Below are 13,766 nucleotides of genomic sequence, written 5' to 3' on the forward strand. Positions count from 1 at the left end.
GCGGGGCGCCTTGCGCGCCCCGTCGATGGGTAAAAGTTGGTACTCAGATCGCTTTCAGGGTGCCTTTTGGCAGAGTGGCTGCGATAGCGCCCTTCTGGATTTTCAGCTCAACGGTGTCGGACACTTCAATCACGACGAAATCGTCGGTCACTTTGTTGATCTTGCCGGCGATACCACCGCTGGTTACCACTTCGTCGCCCTTCTGCAGGTTGCCCAGCAGGTTTTTCTGCTCTTTGGCGCGCTTGGCCTGTGGACGCCAGATCATCAGATAGAAGATGACCAGAAAGCCAACCAGGAAGATCCACTCGAAACCGCTGCCCGCAGGACCGGCAGCCGGTGCAGCAGCATCCGCGAAAGCGGGAGAGATGAAAAAGCTCATGTGTCGCTCCAAGTTACATAATTAGTATAGAAAAGCGGGAAAAACTCGTTCTGTTTCAACCCAGAGGCGGCGTAGGAAGGCCGCGTTTGGCATAGAAGGCATCGACGAAGGCGGCCAATGTACCCTGTTGAATAGCCTCGCGCAAACCAGCCATAAGCAGCTGGTAGTGCCGCAAATTGTGGATTGTATTGAGCATACTCCCCAGCATTTCGTTGCACTTGTCCAGGTGATGCAGATAAGCGCGCGAGAAGTTCTTGCAGGTGTAGCAGTCGCAGGTCGGATCCAGCGGCGAATTGTCATGCCGGTGAAACGCGTTACGAATTTTCAGCACACCGGTATCAATGAACAAATGACCGTTGCGGGCATTGCGGGTCGGCATGACGCAGTCGAACATATCGATACCGCGGCGCACACCTTCGACCAGATCTTCCGGCTTGCCTACCCCCATCAAGTAACGAGGTTTGTCTGCTGGCATTTGGCCCGGCAGGTAGTCCAGCACCTTGATCATCTCGTGCTTGGGCTCGCCTACCGACAGACCGCCGATGGCCAGGCCGTCGAAACCGATCTGATCCAGGCCTTCGAGCGAGCGCATGCGCAGGTTCTCGTGCATGCCGCCCTGAACGATGCCGAACAGCGCAGCAGTATTCTCGCCATGCGCGATCTTGGAACGCTTGGCCCAGCGCAGCGACAGCTCCATGGAGATACGCGCCACGTCTTCATCGGCCGGGTATGGCGTGCACTCGTCGAAGATCATCACGATGTCCGAGCCCAGATCGCGCTGAACCTGCATGGACTCTTCCGGCCCCATGAACACCTTGGCGCCATCGACTGGCGAGGCGAAGGTCACGCCCTCCTCCTTGATCTTGCGCATTGCGCCCAGGCTGAACACCTGGAAACCGCCGGAGTCGGTCAGAATCGGACCCTGCCACTGCATGAAGTCGTGCAGGTCGCCGTGGCCCTTGATGACCTCGGTACCCGGACGCAGCCACAGGTGAAAGGTGTTGCCCAGAATGATCTGCGCCCCGGTGGCCTCGATGTCGCGTGGCAGCATGCCCTTGACCGTGCCATAGGTGCCCACCGGCATGAACGCCGGGGTCTCGACCACGCCACGCGGAAAGGTCAGGCGACCGCGACGGGCCTTGCCGTCAGTGGCCAATAACTCGAACGACATACGACAGGTGCGACTCATGCGTGATCCTCTGGTACCGATTCCTGTGGGGCCGTCGGCGCGGGATTGCGGGTGATGAACATCGCATCACCGTAACTGAAGAAGCGGTACCCATGCTCGATGGCCGCGGCGTAGGCCGCCATGGTCTCGGGATAACCGGCGAACGCCGAAACCAGCATCAACAGCGTGGATTCGGGCAAATGGAAATTGGTCACCAGCGCATCGACCACATGAAACGGCCGACCTGGATAGATGAAGATATCGGTGTCGCCACTGAACGGCTTCAGCACACCATCACGCGCCGCACTTTCCAGCGAACGCACGCTGGTAGTCCCGACCGCGATCACCCGCCCGCCCCGTGCGCGGCAAGCAGCCACGGCATCGACCACGTCCTGGCCGACTTCCAGCCATTCCGTGTGCATGTGGTGATCTTCGATCTGCTCGACACGCACCGGCTGAAACGTACCCGCCCCGACGTGAAGCGTGACAAAGGTCGTCTCGACGCCCTTGGCAGCAATCGCCTCCATGAGCGGCTGATCGAAATGAAGACCCGCCGTCGGTGCCGCTACAGCCCCGGCGCGCTGGGCGTAGACGGTCTGATAACGCTCGCGGTCCGCGCCTTCGTCCGGTCGGTCTATATAAGGAGGCAACGGCATGTGCCCGACCCGGTCGAGCAACGGCAACACCTCTTCGGCAAAACGCAGCTCGAACAACGCGTCATGCCGCGCCACCATCTCGGCCTCCCCGCCGCCGTCGATCAGGATCGACGAACCCGGCTTGGGCGACTTGCTGGAGCGCACATGCGCCAGCACACGATGGCTGTCCAGCACGCGCTCGACCAGAATCTCCAGCTTGCCGCCAGAGGCTTTCTGCCCGAACAGGCGCGCAGGAATGACGCGGGTATTGTTGAACACCATCAAGTCGCCCGGGCGCAAATGCTCGAGCAAATCAGTGAATTGACGATGTGCCAGTGCGCCGCTCACCCCGTCAAGGGTCAACAGACGACTACTGCGACGCTCGGCCAGCGGGTGACGAGCAATCAGGGAATCCGGGAGTTCGAAGGTAAAGTCAGCGACGCGCATGATGGGGTTCGTTTAGCAGGGCCGGGAAGTTTATCCGGTTTGGCGGAATTAGTAAAAAACCCGCGCAAATCCCTGTTGACCAACGGAAAACTCATCCCTATACTTCGCCGCCATTGAGCCCTGATGGCGGAATTGGTAGACGCGGCGGATTCAAAATCCGTTTTCGAAAGAAGTGGGAGTTCGATTCTCCCTCGGGGCACCAACATTAAAAAAGACCTTGAAATTCAAGGTCTTTTTTTTCGTCTGCATTTTTTGGTTCTGTGTTTCTGTTGAGAGACAACACAGCACTGGAGGAGGCGGCGACAGCCGGGGCCTGGCCGGACTTGCCCGTTAACACCCCCACCACAACGATAGCCTCGACGCCCCTCACTCCAGATCGATGACCGGACCTGCTCTCGGTCAGCGCCTCAGACCTTGTACCCAAGCCTCACGTCTGGATCGAGCTTGCCTGCGTAGCCTTTGACATTTATATCGATGGTTGGACGCGACTTTGGGCCACCATCATCGATCACCAGACTTCTGACCCCGCACAGCTGCGAAAGGCCTGGGACGCCTTCAAATGTCGTGGCGTGAGTCGAACCGACAAAAGCGATCCATTTTCCCTCTGGCTTGCTCAGGCTTATTGTCTGCGCTGCATAGTAGTTCATTGCTTTGATGCGCTTGAAGTCAGCCTGGCCCGAGGTCGCGTAGGTCTTGGTCGTGTCCAGAGGGACGACGTGCATCCCGGCTTCTTTGGCCGCCTCCAAAAGCTTTTTAAAGCCGTACTTCGGAGCGGCCTGATCCGGGCTTCGATTGCCAGCGGTCTGCATATCCAGATAGACCTTCAGCCGGGCGGGCATCTGACTGCCTTTCGGGGAGTTCAAGTATTCATTGAGGGCTTTGCCGTGGGACTCAGTGCACAGATGCTCCATGTAGAGCGTGTTGACACCGTCGGCTTTCAGGCTTTTGAAGTTCTTTATCAGTTCGCGCTTGCTTGATATTGCGCCGTGCCCTTCACCAATAATCAGCCCCGGTCCATCACGCAATAACTCACGCATCACCCCAAGGCTATCCTTGCTTTTCAGGTTCGTGATCGGCGCCAGTGCGGGTATGTTCTGAGCGTTGAAATCATCGAAATAAAGGTTCGCCCTGTCGATCAGCTTCTTGCTCTGATCATCGGGCATCCACAGGCCTTTATTGCGCCCCAGACAGTAGTCCATTTCCTGAAGATTCAGGTTGATGTGCAGATGCTTTCGGCTCTCAGCTATAACAACGTCTTCCAGCTTTATACCTTTGGCATCAAGGCCTTTTTTGATAGCGGCCTTGCCATTTCCCAGCAGCTCGGCGACCAGATTGGCAGGCAGCTTGTTATCCCTGCCAGCGGTTTTTGCGGGGTCGAGGCTGAACGGGTGCTGGCTCTCGCACCAACGGGCCAGTTCGGCGAGATCGTTGGCCTTGAAGTCCACGGCTGAATGCGCTGAGGTCGCGCGTGAGGTTGAAGCCACAATCTGACTGCGATGCACATGACTGCTGCTCGCTGCATCAGACCTGATTTTCCCGGCATGTTTCGCAGTGCCCTCACTGTTTGAAGGTGCCATTTTTTCGAGCATGGCTCTGACTTTTTCTGCATCCTCCTCAGAGAAACGTCTGGCGCGATAGTGGGTGATATTCCCTAACGACGGCGCTTCTGCCAAGGCAGTGGGTGCTTGAGATGCGCTGGAATGAGAGGAGCGGGATGGATTTTCAGCTTTTTGCGTTACAGGTCCCTCAGCCTCGGACACGGGTGGGTAATAGCTGGAAGACGGGCCGCCAACGGGTCTCATGGTTGAATCTCCAGGTGTGAACCATCATTCAGAGGCCGGCCTCAATCGGCCAGGCCTCTGGTCTTTCAGACGATCAATGCGCCTTTGGAATCCCGAACTGGTTCAGCACGGGATCGACGTTATGGTCGAAGGCTTTTTGCGCTTTGTGCTTCTTGACGGCGTCGACGATCATGGAAATCCCGAAGCCCAGCGCCATGGCGCCATCGATGGCCCAACCGATGACCGGGATAGAAGCCCCCACCGCCATGCCTGCTGCCATGCCTGCGGCTTCACCTGCGACCATGGCAACGGCGCGGCCGGCCAGTTGCCCGGCCATGCGGCCAAGCCCGACCGAAGCTTCACGGCCCAGCATTTTGGCGCCCGCATCGATCCCGCCTTTGATCGCCTGTGCGCCGTACTTGGTGCTGTCGTAGATCACTTGCGAGGCACCGAGCTTGTCGCCGTTGGCCAGCATGTCCTTCACAGAAGCGAAGCCCATCACTGAGCGGAGGATCTTCGGTCCGCCGCCCGCAAGAAGCTCGGCCGCGACCGACGGCCCCTGGCTTTCATCGGTCTTGCCTTCAAGCAGCTTGCGACCTTTCTTGCTGTTCTGCAGTTCGCTGACCGTGGAGTTGGCGTAACTCTCATTCACGCTGTCCGTGAGCTCGCTGGGAAGCACGCTGTCGTAGGCCGCTTTCTGGCCAGCCAGCGTTTGCATGGCTTGCTCGCCATCGACTTTTTTCTGCCCCAGAAGCTGTTTGAGCGCACCACCGTTTGCAAAATTTTCGACGTACGAGTTCTGGATCGTGGCGTTCAGATCCGGACGATTGCCCAGCACCTCCTGAGAGGTCGGCACCTTCGCATCGGGAAACAGGTCTTGCTGCAACTGCAACTGGGCCGACATGCCGTCAATGGCGGTGCTGTAATCGGCATTCGGGTTGCGTTTGTTGACGGCCTTGTCGGCCGTCGCCATGTCGGTTTGCAACGCCTGGCCGCTGTTGACGTTCTGCGCCTGCTGGATGACGGCTTTCTGCAACGCGGCATCGCTGCGCACCAGGCTGCGCTCCTGCTCAGGAACAGCTTTATTGAGGTACGCCTGCACATCGGGGTCGGACTGTAGCTGGGCGATCCTCTCGTTCAGCCCTGCTTCGGTTTTCTCGGTATTGCGCAGTTGACGCCCCGCAATCACGCTTTGCTGAGTCTGCTGCAGCTTGATCATGACGGCCGCTTTCTGCGCACCACTGTACGATTTGGGCTGGTCGAAAACCTTTGAATCGAGCTTGCTGATGTCGATGCCCGATACCGCATTCACGGTGGCCGCATCACTGAGCATGCTGGCGAACTGGCCGCCGTTGGTGGGGGCGGCCTTTTTGATCCACTCGCTCAGGTTCTTCGAGTTGAACAATTGGTCGGGGCTGTGGGCGGCCTTGGCACGGCCTGTCATGCCTGCCTCGTCGAGCTGGCCGAGGAAGCCGGGCTGCGCCCAGGTGTTGCAGGATTGCTTGAGTACGCCAGACAGGCCCGGATTGCCGGCGGTCAGGCCATTGAGATCGTCGGCGCTGATGTTGCCATCGACCTTGCTCTTGTCGGCTGCACCCACGGCATTATGAGGATCGGCGGCGCGCACCAGCGGCAGGTTGGCCTGCATCAACGAGGCGTTGCGCACCATCTCCAGGGATTGCGGATCGGCGTTGGGGTTGTCTTCCACATACTTGGCAAAGTCCTTGTCCGCCTTGTCAGCGGCCTTCTCCATATTCTTGGCGAAGGCCTTGAGGTCCTTGTTGGTGATCTTGCCGTCTGCGTTGCCGCCACTTTTGCCCACATCCACGGCGGTCTTGAGAGCCGGGTTGGCGTTGATGAATTCCATGGCCTTCTCGGCATCAGGCCCCTTGCCTGCGGCCATTCGCGCGGCCGCGATGGGCCGGTTGAGTTCCTGCTGCGCCTGCAAACGCTGCTCAGGTGGCAGATTGGCCACCAGCGGTTCCCAGCGCTTCAGCTCTTCAGGAGAGGAATATTCGGAGTTGTCGAGAAACGCAGCATCAGCCGCCTTTGGCGCATTGGCCGGATCGGCCGCATCGCTGGACGTGACGCTGTCGGTTGGCGCTGCCGGGGCAGCGGGCTCGACTTGAGCGGGATCGATCTGAGCAGGATCGGTCGCGCAAGGGGGTGGAGGTTCAGGACTGACGGGGGCGGACGCCCTGCCAGCACCCTGGAACAACAAGGCCAGCAATGACGATGCCGTTTGCTCGGTGCCTTTGAGCGCAACGGGTGAATTCTGCGCGGGCTGACCAAATTGCACACCGCATTGCGCGCCTGAGGCGCTACCGCCAGGTTTGAGCAGCGCATTGGCAAGTGGCGACTCGCTCGCCAGTTCGCCGGGAGGTGGTTGAGACACGATACCGCTGAAGGGAGAACTGGAAATACGCATGCTGAGTCGCCATCCGGGAGTGAGGGATGCTCACTGTGTGGCTGGCGGTGCGAGTTGGTTCCAGATCCCCTCCAGATCACCGCCTTTCAGGCGAACGGGTCTATCTGCTGTTTAAGTTGCACCCGCGCCCGTGACAGCCGCGAGCGCACGGTGCCGATCGGCACACCCAGGCTAGACGCGGTGTCCTGATAGTTGCCGTCCATTTCCAGCGACACCTCAAGCACCCGCTGCATGTTCGAAGGCAGACAACCGATGGCCTGTATCACACGCGCCAGTTGCCGATGCCCATCCACTTGATGACCGATATCGCCATGCCCATCCAGCTCGGAGTGAACCTCGTCTTCCCAGCTTTCCTGATACGGCTGACGATACATCTTGCGAAAGTGATTGCGGATCAGGTTCAGCGCAATGCCACACAACCAGGTTTGTGGCTTGCTGGCATGTTGAAACTTGTGTTCGCTGCGCAGGGCTTCGAGAAACACGCACTGCAGGATGTCATCGACGTCGTCGGGGTTCATGACGCGTTTCTGGATAAACGCCCTGAGCATCTGAATCTGATCATCGGTCATCTGGCGAATGCCGGCCGAAGAGGCGGGCTGGCGAGGTTGCGTCTTATCGAGAATCACAAGATTTTGAAACATGGGGGCATACCTTTTTTTGATGGTGTACAACCCCTATAGCGATAAGCATGCCACTCCAAAAAACGATGTAAGCCATTGTTTTTAATAAATAATTAAAAACTTGTAATTCCTTGAAATACAAATTTTTGCGCTGGCGTGCGTTTGCCTCTACAGCATTTGGCACAAACACGACGACGACTTCCGGCAGGGAACCGAACCTGAGCTGCGACCCACTCAGCGGACATGACCAGGCTCAGAACCGTCCTATGAAAATCGTCGCCCCGCCTCTATTGCCAATACATCCGGTCACGCCGACCCGCGTTGTCACGCCTGCCATCGCACCGCCGATTCACGCCCCCACGCCTCATAGCGGGGGGACGTCGTCGCAGCAGATATCGCGCTTCGCTGCGGCACTGGTGCTGCACAGCAGGATCCTCAGCCAGCGCGAACTGATCGCGAGCAATAACGCTCTGCAATCGCGTGCCGTGAAGCTGGGAGAGCTGTATCAGCTGTTGATGGGCGCGCAGGACACGGGGCTGGATAATGCCGCCAAGGCGCTGCGCAAGAAGTTGCAGCAAGAAAGCTCGAACGACGACCTGACGCAGGTGCTGGCCTACACCGAAGGCGATGCCGCCAAGGCCCATGTGGTGTTGCAGGCGGCGCGCAAGCAGGCTGAGGCCGATGGCGAAATGGTCGAGCACATGATGCTGACCCAGCAGCTCAAACAGTTGCGTCGCAAGTACGGGCCTCGCGCGCGGGCCGGTATCAATACCGCCAAGGCCTTTGCACGGCAGAACATCGATGAAAAGCGCAGGGCGAATTTACGCAGCCTCTATGGCGTGGCCGTTTCGGGCCAGCCGAACATCACCGGACTGATCGAAGCGCTGCTCAGTGAACAAGAGGAGCCCGGCCAGTTCGACCTCAATCTGCGCGACATGCGCAGCGCGATTGCCGATGACCTGTCGGCGCTGAATCCGTCGGCCTCCAACGAACAACTGCGCACCCTGATGCATGGCCTGACCACCGCGCGTCACGTGACCACCCTGCTGCGCGGTTGCGAGCATTTGCTGGGGCGCATGCGTAACAAGAATCCCGACCTCAAGGTCGATCCCCCTGCTTTCCTCAAGCACCTGCTGACCCTGACGGCCAATGGCATGAACGTGAACCAGACCCTGCAATTGACCCAGCACATCGGCGGCAAGCAACTCAAGCATCAACTGGCCTTTCTCAACGGCCTGCGCCCGATGCTGCTGCAACTGCCCATCCTGCTCTGGCGAGACATGAAAAGCCGCCAGGCAGCACTGAGTAATCTGCTGATCCTGATGGCAGAACTCACTCAACAGGAACAGAAGCAGCTTTATGGGAGCCTCGCCTGATGAACCAAGTCATCAACCTGCTGAACGGCGTTGCCCTGGCGGCCATGCGCCGCTCGGAGCTGGTCGGGGCATTCTTCGTGATTGCCATCGTGTTCATGATGATCACGCCACTGCCCACCGGACTGGTGGACGTGCTGATCGCCGTCAACATCTGTATTTCCTGCCTGCTGATCATGCTGGCGATGCACCTGCCCAGGCCGCTGGCGTTCTCGACGTTTCCGGCCGTGCTGCTGCTGACCACCATGTTTCGTCTGGCGCTGTCGATTTCCACCACGCGGCTGATTCTGCTCAATCAGGATGCCGGGCACATCGTTGAAGCCTTCGGCGAGTTCGTGGTCGGCGGCAACCTGGCGGTGGGTCTGGTGATCTTCCTGATTCTGACCGTGGTCAACTTTCTGGTGATCACCAAAGGCTCCGAGCGGGTCGCTGAGGTCGGCGCGCGCTTCACGCTGGACGCGATGCCTGGCAAGCAGATGTCCATCGACAGCGACCTGCGCGCCAACCTGATCAGCGTGTACGAGGCGCGCAATCGCCGGGCCGAGCTGAACAAGGAAAGCCAGCTGTTCGGGGCCATGGACGGGGCGATGAAGTTCGTCAACGGTGATGCCATCGCCAGCCTGATCATCGTCGCCATCAACATGATCGGCGGCATCTCCATCGGGGTGGTGCAACACGGCATGACCGCGGGTGACGCCTTGCAGCTGTACACCGTTCTGACCATCGGTGACGGCCTGATCGCGCAGATTCCGGCGCTGCTGATTTCCGTCACCTGCGGCATGATCATCACCCGTGTACCCAACACCGAAGCCGGCGTGGAAGCCAATATCGGCCGCGAGATCGCCGAGCAGATCACCAGTCAGCCCAAAGCCTGGATCATCGCTGCCGTGGCCATGCTCGGCTTTGCCGCGCTGCCGGGTATGCCGACCGGCGTGTTCATCACGATCGCCATCATCTGTGGCGCGGGCGGCCTGTTGCAGTTGCATCGCGCCAAACCTGAGGCAGAACAGGAAGGCGCGGCGAACGTCGCCCCGGAACTCAATGGTCGCGAAGACGTGCGCACCTTCTCGCCGAGCCGCCAGTTCGTGTTGCAGTTCCATCCCAGCCAGGACCCGGCGCTGGTCGAGGCGCTGGTCAGTGAAATCCGTCAGCGGCGCAACCGTCTGGTGGTGCAATACGGGCTGACACTGCCCTCGTTCATCATCGAGCACCCCGAGCAGTTACCGCCGGACGAATTCCGTTTCACGGTTTATGACGTGCCGTTGCTGAAAGCCACCTTGTCCCCGACCCATATGGCGGTCGATGCACGGGCGCTGGAAAACGCGGAGTCGCCAGCGGGGATCCCCGGGAGCGTCGAGCGTCAGGAAGATCAATGGGTCTGGATGCCCGCCGATGCGCCGCAGCTGCAACGTGGCGAGCTGGCCGGTGTCAGTGCCATGACCTTGATCACCGAGCGCATGGAGCGCGCCTTGCAATTCAGCGGACCACAGTTCATCGGCCTGCAGGAAACCAAGGCCATCCTCAGTTGGCTGGAATCCGAGCAGCCCGAGCTGGCTCAGGAGATGCAACGCGTGCTCACCCTGACGCGGCTGTCGGCGGTGCTGCAACGCCTGGCGTCCGAGTGCGTGCCACTGCGCGCAATCCGGGTAATCGCCGAAACCCTGATCGAACACGCCCAGCACGAGCGCGACATCAGCGTGCTGACCGACTACGTGCGCATCGCCCTCAAGTCGCAGATCTATCACCAGTACAGCGGGCCGGACGGGTTGCTGGTCTGGCTGCTGACTCCGGAAAGCGAGGGCCTGCTGCGCGACGGTCTGCGTCAGACCCAGACGGAAACCTTCTTCGCCCTCAGCAATGACGTCAGCCAGATGCTGGTCCAGCAACTGCACATGGCGTTCCCCCTGCGAGCGCCGGAACAGGCGGTGCTGCTGGTCGCTCAGGACCTGCGCAGTCCGCTCCGGGCGTTGCTCAGAGAAGAGTTCTACCACGTCCCCGTCATGTCCTTCGCGGAGATCAGCAACGCAGCCAAGGTCAAGGTCATGGGTCGGTTCGACCTGGAAGACGATCTCGAACCCATGGATAACGAACACGCCGCTTGAGTCCGTCGGACTTGAGCACAGGGAGAAGGTCGGATGTTTGAATTACGCGTACTGAACGGCCAGCACCAGGGCGCCGCACTGCCGTTGATCGGCGAAGAGTGGTCCATTGGCTCCGCCGAACAACAGGATCTGGCGCTTGACGATGCCGGTGTCGAAAACCTGCACGGCCGCCTGCAGCGCGTGGGTGAGCGCTGGGTGCTGAACGGTGAAGAAGGCGCGGTGTGCGACGAGGAAGGCAACGCTCAGGGCAGCGCCGAGCTGACGCTCAACACCGCCTTCATGCTTGGTTCAGTGTGGTTGTGCGTCTCGCCTGCCAGCGACGCCTGGCCACAGGTTCCGGCAATCATCCCGCCGCAGGCGCAGCGAGAGCAGGAGCCTGAAGCGGAACCTGCCCGCCCGGAACCACCGCTGGAAAAAGTCGAATCCCGTTCGCAGAAACTGCTGAACCGCACCACCGGCATCATTGCCGGGCTGTTGATCGGCGTCATCGGCAGTGCCTGGAGCCTGACCCGTGCCCCGTCCATCGCGCTGGATCAGGAAGTGCCTCATGTGGCGTCCGCTACAGCGGTGGCGACACCTGCGTCGGCCCAGCCCTCACAACCCCATACCGTGAGCAAAAATGCGAAGCCGCTGAACGACACGCGGATTCGGCTGGCCAATGTCGACGCAGTACGCAGTGAACTGAGCACCATGCTCAGCGACCGGCTGCTGACCGACATCAAGATTGAAGACACCCCGCAAGGGCTGATGCTCACAGGCGATATCAAGGACGAAGCGCTGCTGGTGTATCAACGCATGCTGCAGCGGTTCAAAGACCGTTACAGCTCGCCTGTGACCGTACTCGACAACGTGGCCAGCGTCCGGGATACCCTGCCGTTCGTGGTGGTGCAGATCATGACTGGACCACACGCTCACATCGTGACCGCTGACGGCAAACGAATGTACGTGGGCGATGAACTCAACGGCCTGCGCCTGACGCGCATTGAGGATCAGCGTCTGCAGTTCGACGGCGACCGGCACATCGAGGTGAACTGGTGAACGCGGCGCTGGACCACTGGAAGGCTGCCCACGCGTCCCGCCTGCGCAACTACAGCGCCGTTCGCGTCAGCGGCCGGGTGAGTGCAGTGCGAGGCATCCTGCTGGAGTGCAAGCTGCCTGCGGCCAAGGTCGGGGATCTGTGCGAAGTGAGCAAGGCCGATGGCAGCCTGCTGTTGGCCGAGATTGTCGGCTTCACGCCCGATTGCACCTTGCTCAGCGCCCTCGGTGCACCGGACGGCATTCAGGTCGGCGCACCGATCCGTCCGCTGGGCATGGCCCACTGCATCGGCGTGGATGACAGCTTGCTGGGTTGCGTGCTCGACGGTTTCGGGCGTCCACTGCTGGGCGATTGCCTGGGGGCCTTCGCAGGCCCCAACGATCGCCGCACCACGTTGCCGGTGATTGCCGACGCCCTGCCGCCCACCCAGCGCCCGCGTATCAGCAGAGCCTTGCCAACCGGTGTGCGCGCCATCGACAGCGCCATTCTGCTGGGCGAAGGCCAGCGTGTCGGACTGTTTGCCGGTGCCGGTTGCGGCAAGACCACGCTGATGGCCGAACTGGCGCGCAACATGGATTGCGACGTGATCGTCTTCGGGCTGATTGGTGAGCGGGGCCGTGAGCTGCGCGAATTTCTCGACCACGAACTGGATGCAACCCTGCGCAGCCGTTCGGTATTGGTCTGCGCCACGTCCGACCGGTCCAGCATGGAGCGCGCACGGGCGGCGTTCACAGCAACGGCGATTGCCGAAGCCTTTCGTGCCCGAGGGCAGAAAGTGTTGTTGCTGCTCGACTCACTGACCCGCTTTGCCCGTGCCCAACGCGAAATTGGTATCGCATCGGGCGAGCCTCTGGGCCGCGGCGGTCTGCCGCCATCGGTGTACACCTTGCTGCCGCGTCTGGTGGAGCGCGCCGGGATGAGTGAAGACGGCTCGATCACCGCGCTCTATACCGTGCTGATCGAGCAGGATTCGATGAACGACCCGGTGGCGGACGAAGTGCGATCCTTGCTCGACGGCCACATCGTGCTGTCGCGCAAACTGGCCGAACGCGGGCATTACCCGGCCATCGACGTGTCGGCCAGCATCAGCCGGATTTTGAGCAACGTCAGCGGTCGCGATCACCAGCGCGCCAACAACCGGCTGCGCCAGTTGCTGGCGGCCTACAAGCAAGTGGAAATGCTCCTGCGCCTGGGTGAATACCAGGCCGGTGCCGACCCGGTCACCGACTGCGCCGTGCGCCTCAACGACGACATCAATGCCTTCCTGCGTCAGGACCTGCGTGAACCCGTAGCGCTGCAGGACACTCTCGACGGCCTGCTGCAGCTCACCTCGCAATTACCGGAATAAGCATGGACGACGCGCTGGAAGAAGACCCGCAACGGCTGGCGCTGGAACAGGTGATCGGCCTGCTCACACCCCTGCGCCAACATCGCCAGGCGAGTGCCGAGCGCGCACAACGTCAGGCACAGGTGGAACTGAAATCGATGCTCGACCACCTATCAGCAACCAGAGCGTCGTTGAGCCTGGCGCGCGATCACCACCGCAAACGGCGGGAGAGCCTGTCCGAGGATCATCTGGAAAAGACCATCAGCCTCAACGATGTCGACCGTTGGCACGAGAAAGAAAAAAACATGCTCGACCGCCTGGCACTCATCCGTCAGGACATACAGCAGCAGCAATTGCGGATCACCGAACAACAGGCGTTGCTTGAAGAGCGACAACGACAAGCCAAGGCGTCTCAGCGAGCAGTCGAGAAACTGGCCTGCATGAGCGAGACCCTCAACGAAGAAGGTTAA

At 60.3% G+C, this 13,766-nt stretch carries 11 protein-coding genes and 1 tRNA gene; 6 read left to right on the forward strand and 6 right to left on the reverse strand.

Features of this window, described 5'->3' with window-relative positions; translation table 11 throughout:
- Positions 1-43: 43 nt before the first annotated feature.
- Genes yajC through queA form a run of 3 tightly spaced genes read right to left on the reverse strand, consistent with a single transcriptional unit; the run spans position 44 to position 2,629 of the window.
- Positions 44-379: a preprotein translocase subunit YajC gene (yajC, locus tag H8S56_RS06155; RefSeq protein WP_002552468.1), complete on the reverse strand. Its 336-nt coding sequence runs from the start codon at positions 377-379 to the stop codon at positions 44-46.
- A 55-nt stretch (positions 380-434) separates the two neighbouring features.
- Positions 435-1,550, reverse strand: a complete 1,116-nt coding sequence (gene tgt / locus H8S56_RS06160; protein ID WP_122697207.1) for a tRNA guanosine(34) transglycosylase Tgt — start codon at positions 1,548-1,550, stop codon at positions 435-437.
- 14 nt (positions 1,551-1,564) lie between these two features.
- Positions 1,565-2,629 (reverse strand): tRNA preQ1(34) S-adenosylmethionine ribosyltransferase-isomerase QueA, encoded by a 1,065-nt coding sequence (queA, locus tag H8S56_RS06165; RefSeq protein ID WP_024687104.1) that lies wholly within the window; start codon positions 2,627-2,629, stop codon positions 1,565-1,567.
- A 117-nt stretch (positions 2,630-2,746) separates the two neighbouring features.
- On the opposite strand from queA, the gene H8S56_RS06170 reads away from it, so the two are divergent.
- Positions 2,747-2,831: transfer RNA gene (locus H8S56_RS06170), tRNA-Leu, on the forward strand.
- Positions 2,832-3,036: 205 nt separating this feature from the next.
- Here H8S56_RS06170 and H8S56_RS06175 read toward each other — a convergent pair.
- The 3 genes from H8S56_RS06175 to H8S56_RS06185 form a co-directional block, all read right to left on the reverse strand.
- Positions 3,037-4,431 carry a membrane-targeted effector domain-containing toxin gene (locus tag H8S56_RS06175; RefSeq protein ID WP_187518134.1) on the reverse strand — a complete coding sequence of 465 codons (1,395 nt, stop codon included), beginning with the start codon at positions 4,429-4,431 and terminating at the stop codon, positions 3,037-3,039.
- A gap of 73 nt (positions 4,432-4,504) precedes the next feature.
- Positions 4,505-6,838 carry a type III effector HrpK domain-containing protein gene (locus H8S56_RS06180; RefSeq protein WP_187518135.1) on the reverse strand — a complete coding sequence of 778 codons (2,334 nt, stop codon included), beginning with the start codon at positions 6,836-6,838 and terminating at the stop codon, positions 4,505-4,507.
- An 86-nt stretch (positions 6,839-6,924) separates the two neighbouring features.
- Complete coding sequence (locus H8S56_RS06185) at positions 6,925-7,479, reverse strand: RNA polymerase sigma factor (protein WP_024687106.1); 555 nt, start codon at positions 7,477-7,479, stop codon at positions 6,925-6,927.
- 245 nt (positions 7,480-7,724) lie between these two features.
- Between H8S56_RS06185 and sctW the strand changes: the two genes are divergently transcribed.
- From sctW to H8S56_RS06210, 5 genes are read left to right on the forward strand one after another with little or no spacing between them, the layout of a single operon-like run.
- Complete coding sequence (gene sctW / locus H8S56_RS06190; RefSeq protein ID WP_187518136.1) at positions 7,725-8,834, forward strand: type III secretion system gatekeeper subunit SctW; 1,110 nt, start codon at positions 7,725-7,727, stop codon at positions 8,832-8,834.
- Complete coding sequence (sctV, locus tag H8S56_RS06195) at positions 8,834-10,933, forward strand: type III secretion system export apparatus subunit SctV (RefSeq protein ID WP_024687108.1); 2,100 nt, start codon at positions 8,834-8,836, stop codon at positions 10,931-10,933. The genes sctW and sctV overlap by 1 nt, the downstream gene beginning before the upstream one ends.
- Before the next feature lie 33 nt (positions 10,934-10,966).
- Entirely contained in the window at positions 10,967-11,971 is a 1,005-nt protein-coding gene (gene sctD, locus H8S56_RS06200) for a type III secretion system inner membrane ring subunit SctD (RefSeq protein ID WP_187518137.1), read from the forward strand.
- Entirely contained in the window at positions 11,968-13,317 is a 1,350-nt protein-coding gene (locus H8S56_RS06205; protein WP_187518138.1) for a FliI/YscN family ATPase, read from the forward strand. Before sctD ends, H8S56_RS06205 begins: the two co-directional genes overlap by 4 nt.
- Before the next feature lie 2 nt (positions 13,318-13,319).
- Positions 13,320-13,766 carry a hypothetical protein gene (locus H8S56_RS06210; protein WP_024687111.1) on the forward strand — a complete coding sequence of 149 codons (447 nt, stop codon included), beginning with the start codon at positions 13,320-13,322 and terminating at the stop codon, positions 13,764-13,766.

Origin of the sequence: Pseudomonas triticifolii, assembly GCF_014358015.1 — a bacterium.
GTDB lineage: Bacteria > Pseudomonadota > Gammaproteobacteria > Pseudomonadales > Pseudomonadaceae > Aquipseudomonas > Aquipseudomonas triticifolii.

Bases quoted from the DNA above. Each gene is read 5' to 3' on its own strand.
- yajC (WP_002552468.1), bottom strand. From the start codon at position 379: ATGAGCTTTTTCATCTCTCCCGCTTTCGCGGATGCTGCTGCACCGGCT.
- tgt (WP_122697207.1), bottom strand. From the start codon at position 1,550: ATGTCGTTCGAGTTATTGGCCACTGACGGCAAGGCCCGTCGCGGTCGC.
- queA (WP_024687104.1), bottom strand. From the start codon at position 2,629: ATGCGCGTCGCTGACTTTACCTTCGAACTCCCGGATTCCCTGATTGCT.
- H8S56_RS06175 (WP_187518134.1), bottom strand. From the start codon at position 4,431: ATGAGACCCGTTGGCGGCCCGTCTTCCAGCTATTACCCACCCGTGTCC.
- H8S56_RS06180 (WP_187518135.1), bottom strand. From the start codon at position 6,838: ATGCGTATTTCCAGTTCTCCCTTCAGCGGTATCGTGTCTCAACCACCT.
- H8S56_RS06185 (WP_024687106.1), bottom strand. From the start codon at position 7,479: ATGTTTCAAAATCTTGTGATTCTCGATAAGACGCAACCTCGCCAGCCC.
- sctW (WP_187518136.1), top strand. From the start codon at position 7,725: ATGAAAATCGTCGCCCCGCCTCTATTGCCAATACATCCGGTCACGCCG.
- sctV (WP_024687108.1), top strand. From the start codon at position 8,834: ATGAACCAAGTCATCAACCTGCTGAACGGCGTTGCCCTGGCGGCCATG.
- sctD (WP_187518137.1), top strand. From the start codon at position 10,967: ATGTTTGAATTACGCGTACTGAACGGCCAGCACCAGGGCGCCGCACTG.
- H8S56_RS06210 (WP_024687111.1), top strand. From the start codon at position 13,320: ATGGACGACGCGCTGGAAGAAGACCCGCAACGGCTGGCGCTGGAACAG.